The following is a 26,029-nucleotide window of genomic DNA, read 5'->3' as shown; positions in this document are numbered from 1 at the left end:
TCAGGGGCTCGGGTCGCCCGGCACCAGGGACGGCTCGCTCGCCGGTGACACCGAGACGACCGCACCGACGATCACGGCCGCCGACGTCGCGCGGCGCTCCAGGGCGTCGATGCGCTCGGCGACCAGGTGCTCGTCGTCGTCCCCGACGAGGTCGACGCTCGCGACCAGGTAGAGCGACCGCGGCCCGACGTACTCCAGGCGCAGGTACGTGACCCGGTCGACCTCGGGGTCCGCGAGCAGCTCGCGCAGCACCGCGTCCCGCGTCGCGGCCCCCGCGGTCTCCCCGACGAGGAAGCGACGGTTGCGGTCGATCAGGACCCACGAGATGACCCCGAGGATCAGGCCCACGACGATCGACCCGATCGCGTCCGGCACGGGCGAGCCCGTGACCTGGTGCAGCAGGATGCCGACGAACGCCACCACGAGTCCCATGAGGGCCGCGGCGTCCTCCGCGAACACGGCCCGCAGCGTCGGGTCGGACGTGACCAGGACGTGCTGGAGCAGGTCCTGCTCGGCCCGCTCCGCCTCCTTGCGGGCCTGCCGGTGCGCCTGCAGGAACGAGATCCCCTCGAGGACGAACGCCACGCCCAGCACGGCGTACGCGATCCCGAAGTCCTCGGCCGGCTCCGGGTGGACGAGCTCCTGGATGCCGTGCGTGACCGAGACCCCCGCCCCCACCGCGAACAGCCCGAGCGCCGCGAACATCGACCAGACGTAGGCCTCGCGCCCGAACCCCAGGGGGTGCTCGTGGTCCGCGGGCTTGCGCGAGCGCTTGTTCGCGAGCAGGAGGAACACCTCGTTGCCCGTGTCGGCCCACGAGTGCACGGCCTCGGCCACCATCGACGCCGAGCCCGTCAGCACCGCGGCGGCCGACTTGGCGACCGCGATGAGGAGGTTGGCGCCGAACGCGACGACCACCGTGAGCGTGCTCTCCGCGTGCTCCTCGGTCTTCACGACGCGTGGGCTGTCGGCCACGGGCTGCGTGGGGGGAGACGAGGTCATGTAGCGGGTCTACCACCGGACCTCGCGCGGCGCGCGGGGACGGTCGGCGCCCACGGCGGGCGTCACCCCCGCTGTGCGGGCCCGCCCCCGTCGTCGGCCGCGCGCGCCGTCGCCTCGCGGTCCGCCTCGTCCTTCTCGCGGTCCGCCTCGTCCTTCTCGCGGTCGGCGGCCTCCTGGTCCGCGGTGAGGTCGTCGAGGACCAGCAGGTCGGGTCGGACCTTCCCGGTCCGGTAGCCCGCCCGGCCGACCATGTGCGCCGCGACGGGCGACGTCATGAGCTGGAAGATCACGACGAGGACGAGCATGCCCACGGCGGACCAGCTCCGCAGCCGCAGCGCGAGCGCGACCAGGACGAGGATCAGGCCCAGCACCTGGGGCTTGGTCGCGGCGTGCATGCGCGCGAGCAGGTCGGGGAACCGGACGACGCCCACGCCCGCGGCGAACGCGAGGAACGCGCCGCACAGCAGGAAGATCGCGGCGACGACGTCGGCCACCAGGGTCCAGCTCATGAGCGTGCCTCCTCGGGTCCGGTCGAGCCGTCGACCTCGGGGGCCGCGGCGTCCTCGGCCTCGTGGAGCTCGTCGGGCTCGTGCCCGGCGCCGTGCTCCGGGTCGATGCCCTTCGCGTGCTCGGCCTCCTCCGCCGCGATCCGCTCGGCCTCCTCGGCCGCGATCTCCTCGCGGGTCCGGATGCGCCCCTCGCCCTCGGGCTCGACCGAGGCGAACCGGGCGATGGTCACGGACCCGACGAAGCCGACGAGGGAGAGGACGACCAGGATGGGGATGGTCTCGGTGCGTCGCGACCAGGCGGCCTCGAGCGCGATGGTGCCGACGAGCGTCGTGGTGAAGACGTCGAGCGCGATGGTGCGGTCGAGCATCGACGGGCCCTTCTCGGCCCGGACGACGGCGAGCGTCGCGGCCGAGGCGAGGAGCACGGCGCAGATCAGGACGACGACGATCATCGCGGCCCCTCCCCTCGGTCGGTCGGTCGGTCGGTCCGGCCGGCGGCCCCGTCGGTCCCGGGCGTCGTGCCGGTGCGGCCCCCCGTGCCCGACGGCGTCACGCCCGCGGGCTCGGCAGCCTCGCCCGGGTGGTCGTACAGGCCGGCGGCCTTGAGCTCGTCGTTCGACGCGAACGCGCGCAGCACCCGGGCCTCGAGGTCGAGCGTGTCCTGACGGATCTTGTCGGCTCCGCCCGCGGCGTCGAGGTCGAGCACGTGCAGGTAGACCATGCCCGTCAGGCGGTGCGCCTCGATGACGAGCGACCCGGGCACGAGCGAGCTGAGCTCGGACGTGATGGTCATGTAGATGTCCGAGGGGTTGCGCAGGCGCACGCCGACCACGGCCCCGTGCGGGGTGTGCCGGAACCGGAAGGCCTGGATGCTGACCTGGAACGACGCGACCACGAGGTCGGCGACGAACCGGGAGACCAGGACGAGCAGCGGCCAGGGGCGGACCGTGCCGCTCGTCGCGATGGACGGCAGGGGCATGAACGTGATGAGCAGGCTCGCGAGCAGGACGCCCGCGATGACGTTGCCCCAGGAGAGGTCGCCCCACAGCATGACCCACACGACGGTCAGCCAGACGACGGTGCGCCACTGCGCGGTCAGGCGGCCGAACCAGCCGCCCGACAGCCGGCCTCTACGAGGGTGCAGGCTCATGACTCCCCACCTTCCTGCTCCTCCTCGACGAGGTCGTTCGAGACCCCCTGGCCACGTCCGGAGTCACCGGGGAAGACCGCGTCGACGTACGTCTGGGGCTGCATGAGGTTCCCGGCGGCGCGTTCCGCGTAGGAGTAGAGCGGGCCTGCGGCGAACGTGAGGGCCAGTCCGAACGCGACGAGCGCCGTCGTCGGTCCGACCATGCCGCGCGGGGTGCTCGCGGCCGGGAGCTCGACCGGCGCGGTCTGCCAGAAGGCCTTGTTCCACGCCTTGACGATCGCGTACAGCGTCAGGAGCGAGGTCACGACGCTGCCCACGACGAGCGCCCACGTGAGCGGGGTGCCCTGGGCGACGCCCTCCTGGAGCAGCCCGACCTTGCCGAGGAAGCCCGACAGGGGCGGGATCCCCGCGAGGTTCATCGCGGGGATGAAGAACAGGATCGCGAGGCCGGGGGCGATCTTCGCGAGGCCGCCCAGCTTGTCGAGCGACGTCGACCCGCCGCGGCGCTCGATGAGCCCGACCACGAGGAACAGCGTCGTCTGGACCGTGATGTGGTGCACGACGTAGAAGATCGACGCCGCCATCCCCGCCTCGGACGCCATCGAGATGCCGAAGATCATGTACCCGATGTGGCTCACGAGCGTGAACGACAGGAGACGTTTGATGTCGTTCTGCGCCACGGCGCCCAGGATCCCGATCACCATGGTCAGCAGAGCGAGCCACATGAGGACCGTGTCGAGCCGGTTGTCGGGGAACAGGAGCGTCTGCGTGCGGATGATCGCGTAGACGCCGACCTTGGTCAGCAAGCCTGCGAACACGGCCGTGACGGGCGCGGGGGCGGTCGGGTAGGAGTCGGGGAGCCAGGCCGAGAGCGGGAAGATCGCGGCCTTGATCCCGAACGCGAGCAGCAGCAGGAGCTGGAGCGTCATCCGGACGCCGGGGTCGACGTCGGGCAGGCGCTCGGCGAGCTGGGCCAGGTTGACGGTGCCCGTCGCGGCGTAGGTGAGCGCGATCGCGACGAGGAAGATCACGGACGACAGCAGCGCGACGACGACGTAGATGGACCCGGCCCGGATGCGTTCGCCCGTCCCGCCGAGGGTCAGCAGGACGTACGAGGCCGCGAGCAGGATCTCGAAGCCCACGTACAGGTTGAACAGGTCGCCCGAGAGGAACGCGTTCGCGACGCCCGCGGCCAGGACCAGGTACGTCGGGTGGTAGATCGAGACGGGGGCCTTGTCGTGCCCGTCCGCGACGCCCTGCCCGAGCGAGTAGAGCAGGACGCACAGCAGCACGAAGCTCGACACCGTGAGCATGAGCGCCGAGAGCCTGTCCGCGACCAGGTCGATCCCGACCGGCGCGGCCCACTCCCCGACGTCGACCACGATGGGGCCGTTGTCCGCCCCGACGAGCAGACCGATGGAGGCCGCGAGCACCAGGGACAGCGCGGCGACCGAGATGATGTGCTGGGCGCGCTGGTGGCGCCACAGCGCGAGCGCGAGACCGGCCGCGAACAGCGGCAGGACCACGGGCAGGGGGACGAGGGTCGCGAACCCGTAGGTGAGGTTCATCGCTCCTCACCTCCCGGGGTGCCGGCACTGCCCGACGGCGGCGCGTCCTTCTCGCCCGGACGCTCGCCGCGGGTGTCGGTCGCCCCGTCCCCGTCGCCGTCGGTCTCGTCGTAGACCTGCGAGGCCTCGTCGTCCAGGGTCTCTCCGCTCTCCTCGGTGTCGGAGTCCTCGAAGGCCGGGGCGTTGCGCGCCGCGTGGCGCGCGACCCGGCGGTCCTCGAGGTCGTCCTGCACCTCGTCGTGACCGTGCAGCTGCCAGGACCGGTAGGCCATGGCGAGCACGAAGGCCGTGAGGCCCAGGGTGATGACGATGGCGGTCAGCACCATTGCCTGGACGAGCGGGTCGCTCATCTGGTCGGTGGGTGTCGTGCCGATGAGGGGCGCGCCACCGGCGCGCCCTCCGGCCACGAGGAACATGAGGTTCGCGCCGTTGCCGATGAGGATGAACCCGATCAGCACGCGGGTCAGGCTGCGCTCGAGGAGCAGGTAGACGCCGGTCGCGAACAGCACGCCGATCGCGAGCACGAGCACGAGGCTCGGGGTCATGTCGATGCTGTCGGTGGTCCGCGCCACGTCGGCGGGGTCGACGTCGGCGGCCCGCACGAGCAGGGGGGCGAGCAGGTGGTTCGTCGAGCTCATCGTCGCCCCCCTCCGATCTGGTCGGGTTCCATCGCTTCCATGGGCCCTGCGTCCTCCCGGGCCGAGGCCTCGGCCTGGCGGTCGATCTCCGCCCCGAGCGTGCGCAGGATGTCCAGCACCAGGCCCACGACCACGAGGAACACCCCGAGGTCGAAGAACAGTGACGTGACCAGGTGGACCGTGCCGACGAGCGGCAGGCTGATGTCGATCGCGGTGCTCAGCAGGACGCTCTTGCCCATGAACAGGCCGATCAGGCCGACGCCGACGGACAGGAAGAGCCCGGTCCCGAGCAGCAGGCCCGGGTGGACGGGCGCGGCCTCACCGAGCTCGTACCGCCCGCCGGCCAGGTACCGCACGATGAGCGCGACGCCCACGACGAGCCCGGCCGCGAACCCGCCGCCCGGTGCGTTGTGCCCCGAGAAGAGCAGGAAGATCGCGAACACGATCATCGAGTGGAAGAGCACGCGGGTGACGACCTCGAAGATGACCGAGCGTCGCTGCGGGGCGAGGGTCCGCCCTGCGCTCAGCCACACGAGCATGCGCGGCTGCTTGCCGGCCTCGGCCTCCTTGTCGACCCCGCGACGGCGCAGGGCCGCCCCCGGGTCGTCCTCGTTGGCCCAGATGCCCGGCGTGGCCGCGCCGGAGGACGTCGCGTCGCGCTCGCGCAGGATCTCGCCGCTGCGGGTCCGCAGGAACACGAGCGACGCGACGCCGGTCGCCGCGACCAGCAGGACGGAGATCTCGCCCATGGTGTCCCACGCGCGGATGTCGACGAGGGTCACGTTGACGATGTTCTTGCCGTAGCCGTGGATGTACGCCTCGGCCGGGAAGTCGAGCGAGATGGGGCTCGCGACCCGCGCGAGCGGGACCGTGAGGGCGAAGCCCATCATGACGACGCCCACCGCGACCCCGAGCCCCAGTCGCACCCACCGCGACGCGGCGAGCGGCCGGTTGGAGAAGTACGGAGGGAGGCGGCGCAGCACGAGCACCATGACGACGAGCGTGATGGTCTCGACGAGCACCTGGGTCAGCGCCAGGTCGGGGGCGCCGTGCAGCAGGAACAGCATCGCGTTGCCGTAGCCCGCGATGCCCACGAGGATCACGGCCTTGAGGCGGCGACGCGACCGGGCGGCGAGGATCGAGGCGACGCAGATCGCGACCACGGCAGCGAGCTGGGCGGGCCGGTCCCAGGCCTTGACCTGCTCGGGCCACTGCCCGCCGACGAGCATCAGGAGACCCGGCCCGGCGACCAGGACGACCAGGATCGCGCCCAGGTAGAACGGCAGCGAACCACGCTGGGTGACCGCGGTGACGTCGGCCGCCAGGTCGTCGAGCCGGCGCATGATCCGCCGGTAGGTGCGGTCCGCCTCCGGGCCGGTCCACAGGGAGGCCTGGAACCGCTCCACGGCGTTGCGCTGCCAGAAGAGCAGGGCCCCGACCCCGAGGATCAGCACGGTCAGGCCGAGCGCCGGGGTGAGCCCGGCCCACAGGACCAGGTGGCCCGGCTCCCCCACCGGGTAGGTGTCGGCGTAGGGCGCGAGGAGGTCCTCGCCGAAGTGCGGGACGAGGGCCGCCGCGAGGCCGAGCAGCGCGAGGACCAGGGCGGGCCCCACGAGGAGCAGGGGCTGCCGGTGGATGCGCGCCGGGTCGATCGGGGCGTCGTCGGGCAGGGGCGCCACCTGCTTGGCGGGCTCCTCACCGGTCGCGCCCTTGCCCGCCCGGGCCTTGGCCGCCGCGTCGGTGTGCACGTGCTCGTTGGCCCGCGCGAGGGCGGCCGCGACGTGCTTCTTGGTCGCGAACGCCCCCCAGAAGAAGCGGATGCCGTAGGCGACCGTGAACATCGAGCCGACGACCACGCCGATCAGCACCACGGCGTCGACCCAGCCCGGCCCCTCGCCGTGCAGGAGCGCCTCGAGGGCCGCCTCCTTGGCGACGTACCCGGCGAGCGGGGGCAGGCCGATCATGGACGCGGTCGCGAGACCTCCGGCGAGGGCCGTGAGCGGCAGCGCGCGCCCGACGCCCGTCAGCCGGCGCAGGTCGCGCGTGCCCGTCGCGGCGTCGACCACACCGACGACCAGGAAGAGCGAGGCCTTGAACATCGCGTGCGCGCCGATCATCGCGAGGCCCGCGAGCGCGGCCGACCGCGTCCCGAGGCCCACGAGCAGGATGATGAGCCCGAGCTGGCTCACGGTGCCGAACGCGAGGACGAGCTTGAGGTCGTGCTGGCGCAGCGCCCGGTACCCACCCACGAGCAGCGTGCCGACACCCAGGACGATGACGATCGTGCGCCACACCGTGGTGTCGGAGTAGGCGGGGGCGAACCGGGCCACGAGGTAGACCCCGGCCTTGACCATGGCCGCGGCGTGCAGGTAGGCGCTCACCGGGGTCGGCGCGGCCATGGCGGCGGGCAGCCAGAAGTGCAGCGGGATCAGGGCCGACTTGCTCGCGGCGCCCGCGAGGATGCAGACGATCGCGGCGGTCACGGCCCCGCCGGTCGGAGGCTCCGCGATGATCTCCGAGAGGCGGAACGTCCCGCCCTGGACCCCGAGGATCACGACGCCCACGAGCATCGCGAGCCCGCCGGCCGTCGTGACGACGATGGCCTGCATCGCGGCTCGTCGGCTCGCCTTGCGGTCCGCGTAGTGCCCGATCAGCAGGTAGGAGAAGACGGTCGTGAGCTCCCAGAAGACGAACAGGAGCAGCATGTCGTCGGCCGTGACGAGCCCGACCATGGCGCCCGCGAACGCCGTCAGGACGGCGCCGAAGCGCCCGAGCCCGGACGCCGTGGGCGAGAAGTAGGCCGAGCAGTACACGAGGACCAGCGCCCCGACGCCGCCGACGAGCAGCAGCATGAGCCACGACAGCGTGTCCATGCGGAAGGCCAGCTCGAGCCCGAGCCCGGGCACCCACTGGGTGACCTCGGTCGGGTGCGCGCCGTCCATGACGCGGGTCGTCCAGCTGAGGGCGTAGACAGCGGCGGAGGCGGGCGCGAGGGCCATCACCAAGAACGCCTTGCGGCCGAGCACCGACACGAGTGCGGGCGCGCCGAGTGCCATTGCCAGATGCGCAACGAGCAGATAGAGCACGTCCGCTCCGTCCTGGTCGGGGGCGGGTGGGCGAGTACGTGAACCCGGGCGCGCTGCCAGGACCGCTCCGACCGGCACGACGGCGCGCAGGCGAAGGAGGGCCCCGTGACACACCGGGTCCGGTAGGTATTTTACCGTTCAACGAGGCCTGCGAGACCACGCGACGCCCCGCGGACCGGTGTGTGATGTCACAGGTTCAGCGGGAATGCACCGAGAGGCCACGGATCGGCCACCGGTCGGCGCGAGCCGGGCCCACGGGTCCGGCCTAGGAGGGGACGTCCTCGAGCGGGCGGTCCCGCCAGGCCCCGAGGCCGTCGAGCGAGCCGTCGCCCAGGCGGTGGACGAGCGCCTCGACGTACCGGACCTCGGCCTGGAGCAGGGCGAGCTCGTACTCGGTCTCGGCCGTGAACGGGGCCGGGTCGGCCTCGGTCCGGCGTTCCAGGTCCTCCTCGATCCGCAGGGCGGCGACCCGCAGCGCCACGAGACGGGCGCGCAGGAGGGGCGCGGCGTCGTCGGGCCGCAGGACCTGCATGAAGCTGAGCGCCGCCATGAACTGCGGGTACTCCTTGACCGGGGTGCCCAGGAGGCAGCGCATCCAGTCGTCGACCTCGGCGCGCCCGTCGGCCGTCAGCCGGTAGACGGTGCGCTGCGGCCGGTTGCCGTCCTGCTCGGTGCCCGCGGTCTCGATGAGCCCGTCGCGCACCAGGGCCGTGATGACCGAGTACAGCGAGCCGTAGTTGAGTCGTACCGACTCGTCCTTGCGGCCCTCCTTGAGCACCCGGGCGATCTCGTAGGGGTGCATGGGCCGGTCGCCGAGCTGTGCGAGGACCGCGAGCGCCAACGGGTTGCCCCGGCGGCGGGCCGTGGCTGCCCCGCCGTCCGCTGCGCCCTTCGGCATGCCCACCTCGCCCTGTTCATCCCGTTCCCGCCCGGACGGTCGAGAGTATGCGGGGCACCGGTGAGAGCGCAACCAACTCCTAGACGTCCTGCGGGTCCACCAGGAAGTCGGCCTCGTCGGCGATCTCGCCGCCCACCGCCGCGTACAGCGCACGGGTCACGGTCGCGACGAGCTCGGCCGCACGCTTGCGCGCGATCTTCAGCTCGAACGACGGCGACTCCGACTGCGCCTCGACGAGGTCCCGCGGCTCCCAGCGCACGCGGTACGCGACCGCGCCCGCCGACGCCCACGGCAGGTTGCGCAGCAGGAGCGGCAGCTGCTCCTCGCCACCCACCTCGACCGCCACGAGCCCGTCGACGCCCATGTCGACCATGAGGCCGTACCCGTCGAGGACCTTGCCGCTCGTCAGGGCGGCGATGTCGATGTCGTCCGCCTGCGCGTGCAGCGCACGCCGCAGCTCCGGGTCCAGGGTCTCACCCCGGTACAGCGGCAGCTCGCCGATACCCTTGGGCGGCCCCTGGTACGGGCTGCCCTCGGTCGCGAGCACCACGCGCGGGTGCACCGCGCCGACCACGGCCAGCGCGGCCTGGGGGTCGAGCCACACGTCCGAGAACACCGACATGTCCACCGTGGCCCCCGGGTCCGGGGTCAGCACCACGGCCGGCGCGGCGGGGTTCGCGGCGTCGACCCGGATCGAGCCGCCCAGCCGTCGCGCGACCTCGACGAGCCACGCGATCACACGCTCCTCCTCGCGCGTCGGGAGCCCCGCCGGGAAGGCGCGGCCCACGCCGTCGCGGTCGCCACCACCGGGGATCGGGACGTCGCCCCGCTCGCGCGGGCACACGACGTCGAACACCTGGGCGGTCCCCGGCGGCAGGCCGGGGTTGACCCCGTCGGCGGACCACGGCGAGTACGGGCCGGTCAGCGTCGTGTGCCGCGAGGTGCGCAGCACTCCCGGCTCGCCCGGCTTGCCCGTGCGGGGAGCGGGGGTCAGGGGGTCCGTGCCCGACGGCGCCACGTCCCACCGCGCACCGGCGAACCTGGACAGCGCGAGGGTCTCGACCTCGTCGACCTCGACGTCCTCCGGCAGCGCGAGCAGGTGCCGCGCCTGGTGACCCTGCGCCGAGGACGCGGGGAACGGCTGGAGGGTCGAGCTGGACGGGTGCGACACGGTGAAGTCAGCCTCTCTGCGGTGAGGACGTCCGATCTGGCGGGCTCGCGCGAGCCGGCTGGGGATCACACGTCGGTTCGGTGGAAGTTCTGCCAGGAGCGCGAGGCCGTCGGGCCCCGCTGACCCTGGTACCGAGAACCATAGATCGACGAGCCGTACGGGTGCTCCGAGGCCGACGACAGCCGGAAGAAGCACAGCTGACCGATCTTCATGCCGGGCCACAGCGTGATGGGGAGCGTCGCGACGTTGCTCAGCTCGAGGGTCACGTGGCCGGAGAACCCGGGGTCGATGAACCCTGCCGTCGAGTGCGTGAGGAGCCCCAGGCGCCCCAGGCTCGACTTGCCCTCGAGGCGGGCCGCGACGTCGTCGGGCAGGGAGACCTGCTCGAACGTCGCCCCCAGGACGAACTCCCCCGGGTGCAGGATGAACGGCTCGCCGGGCTCGACCCCGACCAGCCGCGTCAGGTCCGGCTGGTCGGTCGACGGGTCGATGAACGGGTACTTGTGGTTGTCGAACAACCGGAAGAACTTGTCGAGCCGCACGTCGATGCTCGACGGCTGGAGCATCGCGGGGTCGTAGGGGTCCAGGCGGACCCGCTGGGCGTCGATCTCGGCAGTGATGTCGCGGTCGGAGAGGAGCACGGGGGCAACGGTACTCGCGACGCGAGGACCGACGGACCGGACGCCCCGTGGTCGCCTGACCCGGGTGCCGAACCCGAGGTTCGTCGGGCAACTCGGTGCGGCTGCCCGACGAACCTCGGGTTCGGCACCCGCGGGTACGCGCACCGTCAGCTGCGCAGCGGGCGTCCCGTCGAGTCGACCGCGTACTGGCCGCCCTTGGACGTCAGGTAGAGGATGCCCTCGACGAGGCCCCAGATGGCGACGGCCCAGCCCAGCATCCCGAACGACAGCACCGAGATGAGCAGCATCGTCACCCCGACGCCCGTGTACCCGAGGTAGAACCGGTGGATGCCGAACATGCCCAGGAAGATGCCGAGCAGGCCCGCTGCGAGCCGCGACTTCGCGTTCGGGTCCTCGTAGTAGCCGGGCTGCTGCGCACCGTACCCGCCGTACGGCTGCTGGTAGCCCTGCTGGTAGGGCTGCTGCGGGGCGCCGTACCCGTACCCCTGCTGCGCGTACGGGTCCGGGGCGCCGTAGGCAGGCTGCTGCTGCTCGCCGTACGCGGGCTGGGGCTGGGCGTAGGGGGCCGACGAGCCGTAGGCCGGCTGCTGCTGGGCGTAGGGGTCCGCACCGTACGCGGGCCCACCGTACGGCGCCGCGTTGTCACCGTAGGCAGGCGCCGCGGGCTGCTGCGGCGCTCCCCCGTACTGGCCGTACGGGTCCGCTCCAGCCGCAGGATCGGTGGGCTGCTGCTGGTACGGGTTCTCGGACAAGACGCCTCCTCAGGCACTGCGCGGACACCGGATGCTGGCATCGTGGCCCGACTTGGGTATGATCGTGGACGCACGCCGGTTCCTCACCGGCTCGCACCGGCCGGAGACGGCCCTGCGAGCTGCAGGTTCCACGTCACGCGGATGTAGTTCAATGGTAGAACTTCAGCTTCCCAAGCTGATAGCGCGGGTTCGATTCCCGTCATCCGCTCCACGACGAGAGGCCCCGCACCTGATGGTGCGGGGCCTCTCGCGTCGACAGCCCGGCGCGCGCGTCCACGGCGCCGAGCGGCGACGAGCCGGCGACGACGCCGGGGCGCCCCGGCGTCACCTCATGGCTCGTCGCGCGACCTCGCCCGGACGGCCGCGCTCACGAGACCCGCGGCGACCGCGAGCCCGCCGAGCACGACGACGAGGAGCGGCGACTGCGGGCCGTCGTCGCCGGTGAGGGCGGCTATCCCTCCGCCCACTGCCCAGACGGCGCCGATCACGACCAAGGCGAACGAGCTCCAGTACCGACGAAACACGAGTCCTCCTACCCGTCCAGGACGCAGCGAGCCGTGCGCACCGTGCGAGCATGCCACGGCCCCGGCGCCGAATCGGGCATATACCCCTGAATCGCCGCGAGGTTCGCCGATCCCGTCCGCGCTCTCCGCAGATGCGGCCCTATAGTCTTCCTCATGCCGCACTATCGGATCAGGGAAGCTGCCGACCTGCTCGGCGTCAGCGACGACACCGTCCGCCGCTGGGTCGACGCCGGCGAGCTCGACGCCACGCTCGACGACTCGGGCCGCAAGGTCGTCGACGGGGCCCGGCTCGCCGCCTACGCCGTCCGCACCGCCCAGGCGACCCCCGACCCCTCGGGCGTCGCCCGCTCGGCCCGGAACAGGTTCGTCGGGATCGTCACCGGCGTCGTCAGCGACACCGTCATGTCCCAGGTCGAGATGCTGTGCGGCGGGCAACGCGTCGTCTCCCTCATGAGCACGGAGGCCGTCCGAGAGCTGGGCCTCGAGCCGGGCAGCCTCGCCGTCGCCGTCGTCAAGGCCACCACCGTGATCGTCGAGACGCCGGGAGGCCTCGCATGAACCGCTCCGCCCGTCCTGCCCGCGCGAGCACCCCACGCCGCGGCCGACCCGCCCGGCGTGCGCTCGCCGTGGCGACCACCGCCCTGCTGACGGCCGCCCTCGCGGCGTGCGCGGCGCCGTCGGGCACCCCGGACGCGAGCACGCCCGGCCCGACCGCTCCCGTCGAGGAGCAGACTCTCACCGTGCTCGCCGCCGCGTCGCTGCGCGACGTGTTCGCGGACCTCGCGCAGGAGTTCGAGGCCGAGCACGACGGCGTGACCGTCGCCCTGTCGTTCGCCGGGTCGGCCGACCTCGCCGACCAGCTCCTCGCCGGGAGCCCCGGCGACGTGATCGCCTCGGCCGACACCACGAACATGGACCGCGTCGTCGAGGGCGGCGACGCGGCCGACCCCGTGGTCTTCGCGACCAACACCCTCACGGTCGTCGTGCCCCCGGGGAACCCGGGTGGTGTGACGTCGTTCGCGGACCTCGCGCGCGAGGACCTCAAGGTCGTCGTGTGCGCGGCCGAGGTGCCCTGCGGGTCCGCGACCGCGAAGGTCGAGGCCGCCGCCGGCACCACGGTCCACCGCGTGAGCGAGGAGGCCAGCGTGACCGACGTCCTCGCCAAGGTCACGGCCGGGGAGGCCGACGCCGGGCTCGTCTACGTGACCGACGCGACCCTCGCGGGCGACGACGTCGAGGTCGTCGACGTCCCCGAGACGACGACCGTCGTCAACCAGTACCCGATCGCCGTCACGACGGGGGCGGCCGACGCCGCGCTGGCGCAGGCGTGGGTCGCCCTCGTGACCGGACCCGCCGGCCAGGACGCGCTCGCGAAGGCGGGCTTCGGGGCACCGTGAGGCCAGGACGCGGGAGCAGGGCCGTTCCCGGGTCGAGCCGTGCCCGGGGTCGCCTCCCCCGGACGCCCCGGGCGGCCCTCTGATGCGCGGCCTCCCCCGCTGGGTCCTCGTCCCCGCGACGCTCGGCGCGCTGTTCGTCGTCGTGCCCGTGGTCGCGATGGTCGCGCGCCTCGACGTGTCCGGGGGCCTCGGCGGGATCTGGGACCTCCTCACCTCGCCCACCGCGACCGACGCCCTGTGGCTCTCGGTGCGGACGTCGTCCGTCGCGACCGTGTGCTGCGTCCTGCTGGGCGCGCCCATGGCGCTGGTCCTCGCGCGGACCACGTTCCCCGGGCAGCGCGTCGCCCGTGCGCTCGTGCTGCTGCCGCTCGTGCTGCCGCCCGTCGTGGGCGGCATCGCGCTGCTCCACACGTTCGGGCGGCGCGGGCTGATCGGCCAGCACCTGTCCGTGCTGGGGGTCGAGGTCGCGTTCACGACCACCGCGGTGGTCATGGCGCAGACGTTCGTCGCGCTGCCGTTCCTCGTGCTGAGCCTCGAGGGCTCGCTGCGGACGCACGACGCCCGCTACGAGGAGGTCGCCGCGACGCTCGGCGCCTCCCCCACGACCGTCCTGCGCCGCGTGACGCTCCCGCTCGTCCTGCCCGGGCTCGTGTCCGGGTCCGTGCTCGCGTTCGCCCGCGCCCTCGGGGAGTTCGGCGCGACCATCACGTTCGCCGGGTCGCTCCAGGGTGTCACGCAGACGCTGCCGCTCGAGATCTATCTCCAGCGCAGCGCCGACCCCGACGCAGCGGTCGCACTGTCCCTCCTGCTCGTGGTCGTGGCGCTCGTCGTGACGGCTGCGGTCCACGGCGGCCCGTTCGGGCGGGAGGAGCGCGGCGACCCGGCCCGGTCCGCCGACCCGGCCCGGTCCGCCGACCCGGCCCGGTCCGCCGACCCGGCCCGGTCCGCCGACCCGGCCCGCGAGCAACCCGTCGGCCCCGCGAGCGCCGGACGCGTCCGCGCACCCTCCGGCCCGACGACGCCGGACCCGGGTCCGTCCGTCCCGGCGCCCGGGTCCGCCCTCCCCGGCGCGCCCGTGCACGTGCGGGTGCGGCTCGCGGAGCGCGGCGTCGACGTCGACCTCTCCGTCCGGCCCGGCGAGGTCGTGGCGGTCCTCGGGCCCAACGGTGCGGGCAAGTCGACGCTCCTCCAGGCCCTCACGGGACTGCTCCCGCACCGCCGGTCCACCCGTGCCGAGGGGCCCCTGCCCGACGAGCTGCGCGTCACGATCGACGGTACGGTCCTCACCGACACCGTGCACGGGGTCGCCGTCCCGCCGCGCAGGCGCGGGGTCGGGTGGCTGACGCAGCGGCCGCTGCTGTTCGGGCACCTGGACGCGGTGGACAACGTCGCGTTCGGGCTCCGTGCCCGGGGGGCGCCCAGGCACCGGGCAAGGGCCGCGGCCCGCGAGCTGCTCGACGCCCTCGCCGCAGGCGACCTCGCCGCGCGGCGGCCCCACGAGATGTCGGGCGGTCAGGCGCAGCGCGTCTCGATCGTGCGCGCCCTCGCGACCGACCCCCGCGTCCTGCTGCTCGACGAGCCGCTGGCCTCGCTCGACGTCGGGGTCGCGCAGCAGGTGCGCCGGGCCCTGCACGACGCCCAGCGCGCCCACCCCCGCACGACCCTCCTGGTGACGCACGACCTGCTCGACGTCCTGCTGCTCGCCGACCGGGCGGTCGTCCTGGACGCGGGGCGGGTCGTCGAGGACGGACCGGCGCGCGAGGTCCTGACGCGTCCTCGGTCACGGTTCGCCGCCCGCCTCGCGGGCATCAACCTGCTCGCCGGGACCGCGACCGACGACGGCGGGCTGCGGCTCGGCGGGCACGACGGACCGGACGGCGGCGCGGGCAGCGCCGGGGCGACCGGGATCCCCGGCACGGCCACCCTCACGGGCACCGCCGCACAGGTCGTCGCGGGCGTCGTCGCCGACGAGGCGGGCCTCGTCCCGGGCGACCGGGCGGTCGCGATGTTCGAGCCGCGCGCGGTCGCGGTCCACCGGGACGCGCCGTCGGGCAGCCCGCGCAACGCGTTCGCGGTGACGATCACGTCGCTCGAGCCGCACGGCCAGCTCTTCCGGGCCTGGGGAGAGGTGACGGGGCCCCGCGAGGTGCGCGACGCCGTCGGGCACCTCGCGGCGGACCTGACGGCGCGGTCCGTCGCGGACCTGCGCCTGGCCCCGGGCGAGAGGGCGTGGTTCGCGGTCAAGGCGGCCGAGGTGGAGATCTACGGCACCCGCTGAGCCGCCGCGACCGACTCCGCGAGGCTCCCCGTGACCGGGACGTCGGCCAGGAGGAACGCCTGGCCGACGTGGTAGACGTCGGGCTTGCCGTCCCACACGGCCGACGACGGGCGGTTGCGGGCGTCGAGCTCGTGGCGCCACGACCCGCGCTCGGCGTCGACCAGGTGCGACCTGGCCCAGGCCCACCAGTCGGCCGCGAGCCGCGCGTACCGGGGCTCGCCGGTCACCCGGGCGAGGACCTCGGCGGCCGCGACGGCCTCGGTGGCCACCCAGTGGAAGCGTCGCCGCTCGACGGGCCGGCCGGACCAGTCGACCGTGTAGACGAACCCGCCCTCGACCGGGTCCCAGCCGTCCGCGAGGGCGCGGTCGAACAGCCGTCGCGCGGCGTCCAGCCGCGCGTCGGCGGCCCCGGCGCCCACGGCGGCCTGCGCCGCGTCGAGCTGGACCAGCAGGCGGGACCACTCGAACCCGTGCCCGGGCGTCGACCCGAAGGGCTTGAACGGGTCGTCGGGCCGCTCGGCGTTGAGGTCGGGCAGCGGACGCCACGTCTCGTCGAAGTGCTCGACGACGCGCCACTCCCGCTCGGCCGCCCAGCCGACGACGCGGTCCGCGATCGCGCTCGCGCGCTCGAGCCACCGCGGGTCGCCCGTGGCCGAGTGCGCCGCGAGCAGCGCCTCGACTCCGTGCATGTTCGCGTTCGCGCCCCGGTAGGGCGCGCACGTGGTCCAGGCGCGGTCCCACTCGTCCCGCAGCATGCCCTGGCCGGCGTCCCAGAACCTCTGGTCCAGGACGCGCAGCGCGTCGTCGAGGAGCTCGCGCGCACCGGGCCTGCCCGCGACCGTGGCGCTCGACGCCGCCAGGACGACGAACGCGTGCGCGTACGCGCTCTTGGTGGCGTCGACCGCGTCGCCCGGCCCGCGCGACGCGAACCAGCCGCCGTCCACGGGATCGGCCAGCGCGGTGCGCAACCCGTCGAGGGCCCGGTCCGCGAGCAGGTCCGTCCCGGGCAGCCCCAGCAGCGCACCGAGCGCGAACATGTGCGCCATGCGCGCCGTGATCCACGTGTGCACGGGCCTGCGCGGGTCGGGGGCGCCGTCGTCGTCGAGCCAGCGCGCCCCGCCGTCGGGCCCGATCGAGGCCTCCGCGAAGGCGAGCAGCCTGCGGAGCTCGCCGCGGCGCCACGCCGCCCCGTCTCCCGAGCGCGCGGGATGGTCGTCGGTCGTCATGCTTCCCCGTTCGTCGTCGGTGTCCACAGATCTTCCCCGCCCGGGCGCGTGCAGGGCGAACGCCCGACGGCGTCGCCCGCCTCCCGTGGCCGCGTGCCGCCGCGTCGTGCCCGCCTCACCCCTTGACCGACCCGGACATGAGCCCGCCCATGAAGTACTTGCCGAGCAGGATGTACACCACGAGGGTCGGGAGCGACGCGAACAGCGCGCCCGCCATCGAGACCCCGTAGTTCTGCAGCAGGGCGCCGTTCGCGAGGTTGTTGAGCGCGAGCGTGACCGGGCCGTTCTGGCTCGAGGAGAAGAACACCGCGAACAGGAAGTCGTTCCACGCCGAGGTGAACTGCCAGATCAGCACGACCACGAAGCTCGGGATCGAGATCGGCAGCACGATGGACCAGTACGTGCGCAGCATGCCCGCGCCGTCGACCCGCGCCGCCTCGATGAGCTCGTTCGGGACCGTCTGGTAGTAGTTGCGGAAGATCAGGGTCGTGATCGGCAGGCCGTAGATCACGTGAAGGACGATCAGCGTCGGGATGCCGCTCGGCAGGTTGAGGCTCAGGACGAGCTGGTTGAGCGGGATGATCACCGCCTGGTACGGGATGAACATGCCGAACAGGATGAGCGTGAAGACGAGGTTCGCGCCGCGGAACCGCCAGCGCGAGAGCACGAACCCGTTGAGCGAGCCGAGGAACGCCGAGATGAGCGCCGCCGGGACGACCATCTGGAGCGTGCGGCCGATCGCCGGCGCCAGCGCCGTCCACGCCGCCTGCCAGTTCTCGGTCGTCCACACCTGCGGCAGGTTCCACGCGCGGGTCGGCGCCGCGTCCCCCGGTCCCTTGAAGCTCGTGACGAACAGGACGTACACCGGCACGAGCACGATCAGCACGAAGAGGATCAGGAGCGCGTAGCGCAGCGTGCGGGCCACGGAGAACCGCTCGACGGGCTTCTTCTTCCGGCGGCCCGCCGCGCCGGCGCCGGGCCCGGAACCCGAGCCGGGGGACGCTCCGGGGACGGGCGCCTCGACGGGGCTGGTCACGGCGGTCATCGGATCTTCTCCTTGCGGTTCAGGGAGATCAGGTAGGGCACGATCACGAACGCGACGATGACGAGCAGGATCGCGCCCACCGCGGCGGCGTTCGCGTAGTCGAAGCTCGACTTGAAGACGTACATGTCGACCGCCGGGACCTTGGTCTGGTAGTTCGACGGCTTCGAGATCGACATGATGAGGTCGAACGCCTTGAGCGACATGTGGCCCACGATGATGAGCGCGGACAGCGCGATCGGCGTGAGCTGCGGGAAGAGCACGTAGCGGTACAGCTTCCACTCGCTCGCGCCGTCGATGCGGGCCGCCTCGCGCAGCTCCTCGGGGATGCCGCGGAACCCTGCGAGGAAGAGCGCCATGACGTAGCCGGAGAGCTGCCAGATCGCGGGGATCGCGATGGCCGCGATGCCGAACGTGATGTTGTTCCACCAGTTGTTCTGCAACGCGTCCAGGCCGATCATCTGGAACAGCCGGTTGAGGCCGCTCGCCTTCTCGTCCTGGTTCGAGTTGAGGAGCCAGCGCCACACGACGCCCGAGGCGATGAACGAGACCGCCATGGGGAACAGGTAGACGGCGCGGAAGAACCCCTCGCCCTTGAGGGGCTTGTCGAGGAGCCAGGCCCACACGAACCCGACGACCATGGTCCCCACCAGGAAGACCACGGTGTAGATCAGGAGGTTCAGCAACGAGTGCTGGAACTCCGGGCTCGCGAGCAGGTCGAGGTAGTTCTGGAGGCCGACCCGGGACACGGGAGCCTGGCCCGTGGACTGCGCGGCCTTGTGCATGTCCGTGGTCGAGGTCGAGAAGTTGATCGCGATGAGGCCGTAGACGAAGACCCCGACCAGGATCAGGGACGGGGCGACGAGAAGGAGCGGCGGGCCCCATCGTCGGGCGGAGTGGATCACCGGTGATCCTCCAGGGGTGCGGGCACGGCCCGGGGACGCTCGTCCGCACGAGGGTGCGACGACGGCCGCCGGGCGGGTGCGACGGGGAGTGCGGCGGGTGGTGCGGCGGGTGGTGCGGCGGGTCTCGGGTCCGGCGCGTGACCGGGCAGGGCCCGCCGCGGGGCTGCGCGAGCAGCTCCGCGGCGGGCTCGTCGCACGGCCTAGCCTGCGGCAGCGGCGGCCAGGTCGGCCTGGTACTGCGACAGGTCGGACGCGCCGGACGTGAACTTGCTCGTCGCGTCCGAGATGGCGTTGGACACCGTGACCGAGGCCGCCGCGCCGTGGGCGAGCGACGGCAGGATCGTGTCCTCGGCGAACGACGTGATCGCGGTCTGCTGGTACTCCGAGAAGTCGTCCGGGTTCGCGTCGGTCCGGGCCGGGATGGAGCCCTTGGCCTTGTTGAACGCGGTCTGCCCCTCGAGGCTCGAGACGGTCTCGATCCAAGCCTTGGCGCCGTCGGGGTTCTTGGCGCCCACGGGGAGCGTGAACGAGTCGGCGAGGAAGCCGAACATGCCGTCGGTGCCGGGCACCGGGAAGTAGACGAAGTCGGTCCCGGCGACCTTGTCGGCCCCCTCGAACGCCGCCACGGCCCAGTCGCCCATGACGTTGTAGGCGGCCTGCCCGTCCATGACGAGCTGCGTGGCCTCCGGCCAGTCCAGGCCGTCGCGGTCGGTGTTGGTGTAGCTCATGAGCTGCTCGAAGTCCTCGAGGGCGGCCGTGACCTCCGGGCTCTCCCAGTCGGTCGAGCCGTCCCACAGCCCGTTGTAGGCCTCGGCGCCCAGGTCGGCCATGAGGACCGTCTCGAGCAGGTTGACCTGCGTCCAGGTCTGGCCGACCGAGAGCGGCGTCTTGCCGGCGGCCTGGACCGCGTCGAGGGCCACGAACCAGTCGTCGAGGGTGTCGTACGTCGCCGTGGGGTCGAGGCCCGCCTCGGTCAGGACGGCGGGGTTGGCCCAGACCATGTTGGAGCGGTGGATGTTCGACGGCATCGAGTAGATCTTGCCGTCCACGGTGAGGAGGTCGATCAGGTCCTCCGGGAAGACGTCGGTCACCCCGTACTGGTCGTAGAGGTCGGAGATGTCCTCGATCTGGGCAGCGTCGATGTAGTCGGTGAGCTCGGCGCCCGCGTGGGCCTGGAACGTGTCCGGCGGGTCGTTGGCCTGGAGCCGGGTCTGGAGCAGGTCCTTGGCGGCCGATCCGGCACCGCCCGCGACCGCGCCGTTCACGAACGTGTAGTCGGGGTGCTGCTCGTCGAACACCGTGACGAGGGCGTCGAGGCCCGCCTTCTCGGAGCCGGAAGCCCACCAGGTGAAGACCTCGACGTCGCCGCCCGCGGCCTCTCCCGAGCCTCCGCTGGTGGAATCGCTACCAGAGTCGCCGCTGCAAGCCGCGAGGGCGAGGAGGGCCGCAGTGCCCACCAGTGCCCCGGCGACGCGTAATCCGTTACGCATGGGGTCCTACTTTCGTCGTTGACAGCGCTGTCAGGAACAGGTCGAACGTACGACCGCGCCTCCCCCCTGTCAAAGAGGTACGCACAATCGTTACCGCGGAGAGACCTCCGCAGGGGGCACAAGAGGACGACGGCGACAAAGCGGCGCGCGCGTGCGCCCGGTCGTCGTCACGGCGCAGCGGGCGCACGGACGGACCATCGCGTCCCGGCGGCGACCGCCGCACGGCGGGGCGGGCCACACCCCGGCGGGCGGGTCACCGACCGGCCGGCACCTCGAGCGTCCCGACCTTCGGCGCGATCTCGCCGGAGCCCCGGGGGACCAGGACGGTCGGGACCACGCGCCACCGTGCTGCCCCACCGGGCGCCGCGATGCGGTCCACCGCGAGCCGTGCGGCCTCCTGGCCCATCGCGGAGACCTCGTACCCGACGACCGTCACCCCGAGCACGTCGGCGAGCTCGAAGTCGTCGAACCCGACGAGCGCGACGCTCCGGCGGTCGTCGTGGGCCGCGCCGTCGGACGGGGCGTGGGCCGCGCCGTCGCCCCCGCCGTCGGACGGGGCGTGGGCCCTCGCGCGCAGCGCCCTGAGCGCGCCCTGCGTGATCTTGTTGTTGGCCGTGAGGATCGCGGTCGGGGGCTCGTCGAGCGCGAGGAGCTCCTCGACCGCGGCCCGGGCCGACTCCGCGTCGTGCAGGCCTTCGCGCACGTACCGCTCGGGGTCCTCGATGCCCGCGTCGCGCAGGGCGGCGACGAAGCCCTCGTGGCGTTCGCGGAACGTCCACAGGCGGGACAGGTCGCCCGCGAGCGCGATCCGGCGGTGCCCCTGGGCCAGGAGGTGACGCGTCGCCTCCTCGGCGCCCGCGCGGTTGTCGAGCACGACGGTGTCGGCCTCGATGCCGCCCGGTGGGCGGTCGAGGAAGACGACGGGCACCCCGGTCGCCAGCTCGGGGTGCAGGTAGGAGTGGTCGGTGCCCGTGGGGGCGATGAAGAGGGCGGCGACGCGTCGTTCGATCAGGGCGTCGATGAGCTCGCGCTCCTGGTCGGCGTCCTCGTCGGAGCTCGTGGTGATGAGCTGGAGCCCGTGCTTGCGCAGCTCGCGCTCGATCCCGGCGGCGAGGTCCGAGTAGAAGGGGTTGGCGATGTCGCCCGTGACGAACCCGACGAGGCGGGACACGCCGCCGCGCGCGAGGTCGGCGGCGACGGCGTTGCGACGGAAGCCCAGCTCGTCGGCGGCCGCGCGGACCTTGAGCCGGGTCGCCTCGGAGACGCTGGGTTCGTCGTTGAGCACGCGGGACGCCGTCTTGAGGCTGACTCCTGCGGCCTCGGCCACGGCGGCGAGGGTCGGTCGACGTCCCCCGCGTGCCGGTCGACCACCTGCGGCCATGTGCACCCACCCCCGCACGGATCTCTGGCGGGGCTAGTCGCGCCCCGGACCTGCTCCGCGCCGACGTGCCCCGACGACGCGTCACCGCGCGGCCGGGAGCCCTCGGCGCACCCTGGGGCGAGTAGACCGCGATTCTGACAGCGCTGTCAAGCATCGACCGGCCGCCGCGCCGGGCACGCCCGCGTGGAATCGCATCCACACCCGTCCTCGCACCGCTCCGGACGGATTCGTGACCTGCTCCCCCTCTCCGCTAGCCTTCGATCGCCCTGCCGGTCCAGGACGCCGCCGGCGGGTTGCCCGCAGGCGACCAGAGCAGCAGGAGGCGCCATGGGTCGCACCGCTCCGGGGTGGTATCCCGACCCCTCGGCCGCCGGCACGCAACGATGGTTCGACGGCGACCGCTGGTCCCAGCACACCCGTCCTGCGGCCGTGCCCGCCAGCACCCAGCGCCTCCCGCTCGGCGTCGGCACGCTCGGTGGCGACCCGCCACGGACGCCGCCCGCCGAGGGCGAGGAGACGCCGTTCGCCGCGGTGCGCCCCGGGGCCGAGGAGCAGCCAGGGTCCTACGCTCCCGCCGCGACGGTGCGGGCCCAGCCGCCCGTGCCACGACCGCCGTCAGGTCCGGGGTGGCCGGGCGGACAGGCCGGCGGCACGGGCACCGCGAGCCACGGCCCGACGGCGTCGCCGAGCTCCGCGCGCCGGTCGCCCGCGCAGCGTGGACGCCTGTCGGGGCCCTCCCTCTGGGTCGGGTGCGCGGTGCTGGTCCTCGCGCTCGCCGGGAGCGGCATCGCGCTCGCCGGCAAGCGCGCCCAGGACGGGCCGCCGGTCGCGTCCGCCTCCAAGACCGCGAGCGCCCCGAGCCCCGTCGTGGACCCGCCGGAGGACCGGACCCCCGACTACGTCGAGGTGGCCAACTCGGCCGTGCTCGACGTCGCGTCGCTCAAGGTCGACGCCGTCGTCGCCGCGGCGCCCTCCCAGTCGGCGCTGGCGACGGTCGCCCTGCTCGAGGTCGGGGACCGGGACGGCACGAGAAGGTTCGCGGTCGAGGCGTTCGGCAAGCGGTTCGCGGACACCGACGGCAACGGCTGCGACACGCGCAACGATGCCCTCGGCCGGTCGCTGTCCGGTGTCTCGTTCAAGCCGGGGACGGACGACTGCGTGGTCGTCACGGGTCTGCTCGCCGACCCGTACGGGGGCACGGACATCGCCTTCGAGCGCGGGCCGCTGTCGTCCGGCAAGGTCCAGCTGGACCACGTGGTCGCGCTGACCGACGCGTGGCACAAGGGCGCGTGGTCGTGGGACAGGACACGGCGGGAGGCGTTCGCCAACGATCCGCTCAACCTCCTCGTGGTCGACGGCGCGCTGAACCAGCAGAAGGGCGACGGCGACGCCTCGGCCTGGCTGCCGCCCGACGAGTCGTACCGCTGCGCCTACGTCGCCCGCCAGGTGGGCGTGAAGTACACGTACGGCCTGCGCGTGACCGGTGCGGAGAAGACCGCCATGGTCGCCGTCCTCTCCGCGTGTCCCGACGAGCCCCTGCCTGCGGGCAGCACGTCGCCCCCGCCGCGGGACCCCGTCGTCCCCCCGGTCGACAGGCCGCGCCCGACCCCCACCCCGACGCCCGAGGCGCCGTCCGTCGACGAGCCGTCGCCGTCGCCGTCTCCGACGTCCGGCCCGACGCCCGTGCCTCGCCCGACCCCTCGCCCGACCCCCCAGCCGACCGCGACTCCCGCCCCCGAGGAGCCGACGCCGACACCGACGCCCATCCCGGCGGACTGCCGGGTCAAGGGCCTCCACGTCCGCCAGGCGGACGGTGCGACGAACCTCTACTACCTCCGTGAGGACCGGTGGATCTTCAAGCGGATCGAGGGCGACGTGTGCTTCGAGGACTGGGAAGAGGCCGAGGCGGCCGGATTCTCGCGCGCCTGGTGGTAGACGTCCCCGCCTGACGGGTCGGAGCCCGTCGGGTGCGTCCGCCGCCCGACGGGCTCCCGCCCTGCCGTCAGAGCCAGGGCGACTCGATCGCGAAGGTGGTCGCGACCGACCGGATCTCGTCCCGGGTGAGACCCTCGGCGCGCCCTCCGACCATGAGGTCCATGTACTCGTACTTGGCGCCCGTCTCGGCGTACTCGATCCGGTCGACGGCCCGCACGACCGACAGGTCGGAGCGCGACATGACCCCGTGCTTGCTCCACAGGGTCACCTCGGCCTCGCGCAGGCCCTGGACGTTCGCCTCCATCATCTCGGGCGAGCCCGGGACGAAGAACGGCAGGACCTTGACGCCCTGGGGCAGCGAGACGATCGACTCGGGCTCCCAGCGCAGGATGCGCCGGTTCATCGTCGCGTCGTCCCGGTAGGCGGGGACGTGCGAGAGGTACGTCAGGTGCGGGGGCTGGGCGTGGACCACCGCGTGGAAGTCGAGCCCGCGTGCCGCGACCTGGTCCTCGTGCACGCCGAGGTGAGAGTTGAACTCGCTCGTGAGCCGCTCGAAGAGGCGTCGAGGGGACGTGAACAGGGTCGCCGTCGTCCCTCCCGGGTGCACCTTGAGCGCGCCGACGCACGCCTCGGGGTCGGCCGCGATCTGGCGCAGCCGCCGACCCGACCCGGTGACGAGGATCGTGCCGCCGACCAGGGAGGGGGCGGCCGCGGGCAGCTCGACCTCCTCCGTGAGGGGGAACCGTCGTCGGACCTCGACGTCCCAGCCGAGGAAGACGGAGATGTTCCCGGCCCCCGCCTCCGCGGCGTCGATGTCGCAGATGCGACGGCCTGCCTCGCCCATCGATGCGAGAACCTCGCCGAGCCCAGGACGGATCGCGCTGGGAGCGGCTCGCGGACCGCGTCCTCCAGGTCCTGCGCGCCGAGGGCTGGAGCGGCACCGACGGCGCCTGGCGCACCTACCTGGACGGGAGCAGCGCTCCGGACCCCTACGCGACCCTGCTCGCGGTCCACGCCGGGCTGTTCGACGGCGCGGTCCCCCGCGGCGCCGTCGACGTGATGACCGCCGCGACGTTCCGCACGCCGTTCATGAGGACGCTCGCGCTGCGGGCGCTGGGGTCTGCGGGGCACCGGCCCGACGCGGTCCGCGCGCTCGCCGCGGACTGGGGCCCCATGCTCGACGCGGGGTCGGTGACCTTCTGGGAGGAGTTCCCCCGTCCGGGGCACGACCCGCTGTCCATGTACGGCCGCCCGTACGGCAAGAGCCTGTGCCACGGGTGGGCGAGCGGACCTGCTGCCGCGCTCCCGGAGCTCGTCCTGGGCCTCGTCCCGCTCGAGCCCGGGTGGCGGACCTTCACGGTCGACCCCGACCTCGGCGACCTGGGCTGGGCGGCCGCGGTCGTGCCGCTCGGCGGTGGGGACCTCACGGTCGTCGCCGACCGGGACGGCCTCCTGACGGTCGACGTCCCGGCCGGGCACGCCCTGTCCTACGAGGGCTCCCTGCACCACGGCCCGGGCCGTCTCGAGATCCCGTGGGGGTGACCGCCCGGCGGGACCAGGACCGACCAAGGACGGGGACCTGCCCGACGGCGGCGCGCGGCCGACGGGGAGGATCGGCTGCACGGCGTCCTTGGAAGCAACCCCTCGGGCACGCCGGGACGCCCGCGCCGGTGTGACAGACTCCTGGCGTCCCGCCAGATGCACGTACCTGCCGGAAGGTCGGAATGCCTGTTTCACCGGAGAGTCCCCGGAACGACGCGCCGCCGTCGGCGTCGGCGTCAGAAGGGGCCTCGACGACGTTTCGTGAGACCAGGCACGCCTCGCGGGAGCTTCAGGTCGGGGTCGTCCTCCTCGGCCTGGTGATCACCTCGTTCATCGTCGCGACAGCCGTGCCCGACTCGCGATCCACCGCCGAGGCGGTCGGGTTCGTGCTGGTCGCGCTCGGATCCATGGCGCTGGTGCTGGGCGCGGCGCGGATGTCGTCCGTCGTGGAGGTGGACCCGGTCCGAGGCGTCTCCCTCGGCTTCCGCCTCGGCATCCCGGTGTGGCGGCGTGCCATCAGCCGGGACGAGATCTCCGAGGTGGCGGACGGGACGCTCTCGATGGCGGGCGCGGGCGGGCTGGGCCTCCGGTGGATCGGCCCTGGCCGGTGGGCACTCCTGGTCAGAGGCGGAAGTGTCGTCGTGATCAAGGTGCCGGACGGGCCGAAGGAGTACCTCGTCGGGACGGACCGGCCCGCCGAACTGATGGCGGCCCTTCGCGAGCTCGGTCAGGGCTGAGCGCTGCCGACCCTGACATCCCGCTCGGAGGGCGATGTCCTGAGACGCACGAAGGCCAGGAACCGTGACGGTTCCTGGCCTTCGCGTACTGTGCGCCCGGAGGGATTCGAACCCCCAACCTTCTGATCCGTAGTCAGAACTTATTGGAACTAGACTA

The 26,029-nt window shown here is 73.1% G+C and carries 24 protein-coding genes, 1 tRNA gene and 1 pseudogene; 8 read left to right on the top strand and 18 right to left on the bottom strand.

Features of this window, described 5'->3' with window-relative positions; translation table 11 throughout:
- The 11 genes from H9623_RS16245 to H9623_RS16195 all read right to left on the bottom strand — a co-directional run bounded on the left by H9623_RS16245 (window position 1) and on the right by H9623_RS16195 (window position 11,415).
- Complete coding sequence (locus tag H9623_RS16245) at window positions 1-1,002, bottom strand: cation diffusion facilitator family transporter (protein ID WP_193721059.1); 1,002 nt, start codon at window positions 1,000-1,002, stop codon at window positions 1-3.
- 62 nt (window positions 1,003-1,064) lie between these two features.
- On the bottom strand, window positions 1,065-1,511 hold the full coding sequence (gene mnhG, locus H9623_RS16240) for a monovalent cation/H(+) antiporter subunit G (protein ID WP_193721058.1): 447 nt from the start codon (window positions 1,509-1,511) through the stop codon (window positions 1,065-1,067).
- The gene (locus H9623_RS16235) at window positions 1,508-1,963 is read right to left on the bottom strand and encodes a monovalent cation/H+ antiporter complex subunit F (protein ID WP_193721057.1); all 456 of its coding nucleotides are present in this window, start codon (window positions 1,961-1,963) and stop codon (window positions 1,508-1,510) included. Before H9623_RS16235 ends, mnhG begins: the two co-directional genes overlap by 4 nt.
- Window positions 1,960-2,661: a Na+/H+ antiporter subunit E gene (locus H9623_RS16230; protein ID WP_193721056.1), complete on the bottom strand. Its 702-nt coding sequence runs from the start codon at window positions 2,659-2,661 to the stop codon at window positions 1,960-1,962. Before H9623_RS16230 ends, H9623_RS16235 begins: the two co-directional genes overlap by 4 nt.
- Window positions 2,658-4,229, bottom strand: coding sequence for a Na+/H+ antiporter subunit D (locus tag H9623_RS16225; RefSeq protein WP_193721055.1), 1,572 nt, complete (start codon window positions 4,227-4,229; stop codon window positions 2,658-2,660). Before H9623_RS16225 ends, H9623_RS16230 begins: the two co-directional genes overlap by 4 nt.
- Entirely contained in the window at window positions 4,226-4,774 is a 549-nt protein-coding gene (locus H9623_RS16220; RefSeq protein WP_193721082.1) for a Na(+)/H(+) antiporter subunit C, read from the bottom strand. Before H9623_RS16220 ends, H9623_RS16225 begins: the two co-directional genes overlap by 4 nt.
- Window positions 4,775-4,863: 89 nt before the next feature.
- Window positions 4,864-7,923 (bottom strand): Na+/H+ antiporter subunit A, encoded by a 3,060-nt coding sequence (locus H9623_RS16215; protein ID WP_407671954.1) that lies wholly within the window; start codon window positions 7,921-7,923, stop codon window positions 4,864-4,866.
- Between the two features lie 295 nt (window positions 7,924-8,218).
- Window positions 8,219-8,851 (bottom strand): PadR family transcriptional regulator, encoded by a 633-nt coding sequence (locus H9623_RS16210; protein ID WP_193721053.1) that lies wholly within the window; start codon window positions 8,849-8,851, stop codon window positions 8,219-8,221.
- A 79-nt stretch (window positions 8,852-8,930) separates the two neighbouring features.
- Window positions 8,931-10,022 (bottom strand): hypothetical protein, encoded by a 1,092-nt coding sequence (locus H9623_RS16205; RefSeq protein ID WP_193721052.1) that lies wholly within the window; start codon window positions 10,020-10,022, stop codon window positions 8,931-8,933.
- A 65-nt stretch (window positions 10,023-10,087) separates the two neighbouring features.
- Window positions 10,088-10,663 (bottom strand): dCTP deaminase, encoded by a 576-nt coding sequence (dcd, locus tag H9623_RS16200; RefSeq protein WP_193721051.1) that lies wholly within the window; start codon window positions 10,661-10,663, stop codon window positions 10,088-10,090.
- Between the two features lie 146 nt (window positions 10,664-10,809).
- The gene (locus tag H9623_RS16195) at window positions 10,810-11,415 is read right to left on the bottom strand and encodes a TM2 domain-containing protein (protein ID WP_193721050.1); all 606 of its coding nucleotides are present in this window, start codon (window positions 11,413-11,415) and stop codon (window positions 10,810-10,812) included.
- 137 nt (window positions 11,416-11,552) lie between these two features.
- Between H9623_RS16195 and H9623_RS16190 the strand changes: the two genes are divergently transcribed.
- Window positions 11,553-11,626, top strand: a tRNA-Gly gene (locus H9623_RS16190).
- Window positions 11,627-11,744: 118 nt separating this feature from the next.
- Here H9623_RS16190 and H9623_RS16185 read toward each other — a convergent pair.
- Window positions 11,745-11,939 (bottom strand): hypothetical protein, encoded by a 195-nt coding sequence (locus H9623_RS16185; RefSeq protein WP_193721049.1) that lies wholly within the window; start codon window positions 11,937-11,939, stop codon window positions 11,745-11,747.
- Window positions 11,940-12,092: 153 nt separating this feature from the next.
- Between H9623_RS16185 and H9623_RS16180 the strand changes: the two genes are divergently transcribed.
- The 4 genes and pseudogenes from H9623_RS16180 (at window position 12,093) to H9623_RS19650 (ending at window position 15,614) form a co-directional block, all read left to right on the top strand.
- Entirely contained in the window at window positions 12,093-12,497 is a 405-nt protein-coding gene (locus H9623_RS16180) for a TOBE domain-containing protein (RefSeq protein ID WP_193721048.1), read from the top strand.
- On the top strand, window positions 12,494-13,336 hold the full coding sequence (gene modA / locus H9623_RS16175) for a molybdate ABC transporter substrate-binding protein (protein WP_193721047.1): 843 nt from the start codon (window positions 12,494-12,496) through the stop codon (window positions 13,334-13,336). The genes H9623_RS16180 and modA overlap by 4 nt, the downstream gene beginning before the upstream one ends.
- 82 nt (window positions 13,337-13,418) lie before the next feature.
- A pseudogene (locus tag H9623_RS19655) lies at window positions 13,419-14,249 on the top strand (ABC transporter permease); the annotation flags it as partial.
- 162 nt (window positions 14,250-14,411) lie between these two features.
- Window positions 14,412-15,614, top strand: coding sequence for a sulfate/molybdate ABC transporter ATP-binding protein (locus H9623_RS19650; protein ID WP_407671957.1), 1,203 nt, complete (start codon window positions 14,412-14,414; stop codon window positions 15,612-15,614).
- Here H9623_RS19650 and H9623_RS16165 read toward each other — a convergent pair.
- The 5 genes from H9623_RS16165 to H9623_RS16145 form a co-directional block, all read right to left on the bottom strand.
- The gene (locus H9623_RS16165) at window positions 15,599-16,840 is read right to left on the bottom strand and encodes an AGE family epimerase/isomerase (protein WP_193721045.1); all 1,242 of its coding nucleotides are present in this window, start codon (window positions 16,838-16,840) and stop codon (window positions 15,599-15,601) included. The two genes, H9623_RS19650 and H9623_RS16165, sit on opposite strands and share 16 nt — an antisense overlap.
- A gap of 115 nt (window positions 16,841-16,955) precedes the next feature.
- On the bottom strand, window positions 16,956-17,885 hold the full coding sequence (locus H9623_RS16160) for a carbohydrate ABC transporter permease (RefSeq protein ID WP_193721044.1): 930 nt from the start codon (window positions 17,883-17,885) through the stop codon (window positions 16,956-16,958).
- A complete protein-coding gene (locus tag H9623_RS16155; RefSeq protein ID WP_193721043.1) occupies window positions 17,882-18,787 on the bottom strand; it encodes a carbohydrate ABC transporter permease in 906 nt (301 codons plus the stop codon). Before H9623_RS16155 ends, H9623_RS16160 begins: the two co-directional genes overlap by 4 nt.
- Window positions 18,788-18,987: 200 nt before the next feature.
- Window positions 18,988-20,277, bottom strand: a complete 1,290-nt coding sequence (locus tag H9623_RS16150; RefSeq protein WP_193721042.1) for an ABC transporter substrate-binding protein — start codon at window positions 20,275-20,277, stop codon at window positions 18,988-18,990.
- A 253-nt stretch (window positions 20,278-20,530) separates the two neighbouring features.
- Window positions 20,531-21,604 carry a LacI family DNA-binding transcriptional regulator gene (locus tag H9623_RS16145; RefSeq protein ID WP_321575490.1) on the bottom strand — a complete coding sequence of 358 codons (1,074 nt, stop codon included), beginning with the start codon at window positions 21,602-21,604 and terminating at the stop codon, window positions 20,531-20,533.
- Window positions 21,605-21,985: 381 nt separating this feature from the next.
- On the opposite strand from H9623_RS16145, the gene H9623_RS16140 reads away from it, so the two are divergent.
- Window positions 21,986-23,593 (top strand): GmrSD restriction endonuclease domain-containing protein, encoded by a 1,608-nt coding sequence (locus tag H9623_RS16140; RefSeq protein ID WP_193721040.1) that lies wholly within the window; start codon window positions 21,986-21,988, stop codon window positions 23,591-23,593.
- Window positions 23,594-23,660: 67 nt separating this feature from the next.
- On the opposite strand, the gene H9623_RS16135 is transcribed toward H9623_RS16140, so the two are convergent.
- Entirely contained in the window at window positions 23,661-24,437 is a 777-nt protein-coding gene (locus H9623_RS16135) for a class II aldolase/adducin family protein (RefSeq protein WP_193721039.1), read from the bottom strand.
- Window positions 24,438-24,439: 2 nt separating this feature from the next.
- Between H9623_RS16135 and H9623_RS16130 the strand changes: the two genes are divergently transcribed.
- Window positions 24,440-25,135, top strand: coding sequence for an alpha-L-rhamnosidase C-terminal domain-containing protein (locus H9623_RS16130; protein WP_193721038.1), 696 nt, complete (start codon window positions 24,440-24,442; stop codon window positions 25,133-25,135).
- A gap of 317 nt (window positions 25,136-25,452) precedes the next feature.
- Window positions 25,453-25,872, top strand: coding sequence for a hypothetical protein (locus H9623_RS16125; RefSeq protein ID WP_193721037.1), 420 nt, complete (start codon window positions 25,453-25,455; stop codon window positions 25,870-25,872).
- Window positions 25,873-26,029 lie beyond the last annotated feature (157 nt).

Origin of the sequence: Oerskovia douganii, from assembly GCF_015142735.1 — a bacterium.
Taxonomy (GTDB): Bacteria; Actinomycetota; Actinomycetes; order Actinomycetales; family Cellulomonadaceae; genus Oerskovia; species Oerskovia douganii.
The sequence above is the reverse complement of the archived record's forward strand: the minus strand, read 5'-3'. Positions and strand labels throughout refer to the sequence as shown.

What these genes read in the sequence shown, in the direction of transcription:
- H9623_RS16230 (WP_193721056.1), bottom strand. Translation starts at nt 2,661, where the DNA reads ATGAGCCTGCACCCTCGTAGAGGCCGGCTGTCGGGCGGCTGGTTCGGC.
- H9623_RS16165 (WP_193721045.1), bottom strand. Translation starts at nt 16,840, where the DNA reads ATGACGACCGACGACCATCCCGCGCGCTCGGGAGACGGGGCGGCGTGG.
- H9623_RS16215 (WP_407671954.1), bottom strand. Translation starts at nt 7,923, where the DNA reads ATGGCACTCGGCGCGCCCGCACTCGTGTCGGTGCTCGGCCGCAAGGCG.
- H9623_RS16180 (WP_193721048.1), top strand. Translation starts at nt 12,093, where the DNA reads ATGCCGCACTATCGGATCAGGGAAGCTGCCGACCTGCTCGGCGTCAGC.
- H9623_RS16150 (WP_193721042.1), bottom strand. Translation starts at nt 20,277, where the DNA reads ATGCGTAACGGATTACGCGTCGCCGGGGCACTGGTGGGCACTGCGGCC.
- H9623_RS16160 (WP_193721044.1), bottom strand. Translation starts at nt 17,885, where the DNA reads ATGACCGCCGTGACCAGCCCCGTCGAGGCGCCCGTCCCCGGAGCGTCC.
- H9623_RS16210 (WP_193721053.1), bottom strand. Translation starts at nt 8,851, where the DNA reads ATGCCGAAGGGCGCAGCGGACGGCGGGGCAGCCACGGCCCGCCGCCGG.
- H9623_RS16130 (WP_193721038.1), top strand. Translation starts at nt 24,440, where the DNA reads ATGCGAGAACCTCGCCGAGCCCAGGACGGATCGCGCTGGGAGCGGCTC.
- H9623_RS16220 (WP_193721082.1), bottom strand. Translation starts at nt 4,774, where the DNA reads ATGACCCCGAGCCTCGTGCTCGTGCTCGCGATCGGCGTGCTGTTCGCG.
- H9623_RS16235 (WP_193721057.1), bottom strand. Translation starts at nt 1,963, where the DNA reads ATGATCGTCGTCGTCCTGATCTGCGCCGTGCTCCTCGCCTCGGCCGCG.
- modA (WP_193721047.1), top strand. Translation starts at nt 12,494, where the DNA reads ATGAACCGCTCCGCCCGTCCTGCCCGCGCGAGCACCCCACGCCGCGGC.
- H9623_RS16225 (WP_193721055.1), bottom strand. Translation starts at nt 4,229, where the DNA reads ATGAACCTCACCTACGGGTTCGCGACCCTCGTCCCCCTGCCCGTGGTC.
- H9623_RS16140 (WP_193721040.1), top strand. Translation starts at nt 21,986, where the DNA reads ATGGGTCGCACCGCTCCGGGGTGGTATCCCGACCCCTCGGCCGCCGGC.
- H9623_RS16135 (WP_193721039.1), bottom strand. Translation starts at nt 24,437, where the DNA reads ATGGGCGAGGCAGGCCGTCGCATCTGCGACATCGACGCCGCGGAGGCG.
- mnhG (WP_193721058.1), bottom strand. Translation starts at nt 1,511, where the DNA reads ATGAGCTGGACCCTGGTGGCCGACGTCGTCGCCGCGATCTTCCTGCTG.
- H9623_RS16245 (WP_193721059.1), bottom strand. Translation starts at nt 1,002, where the DNA reads ATGACCTCGTCTCCCCCCACGCAGCCCGTGGCCGACAGCCCACGCGTC.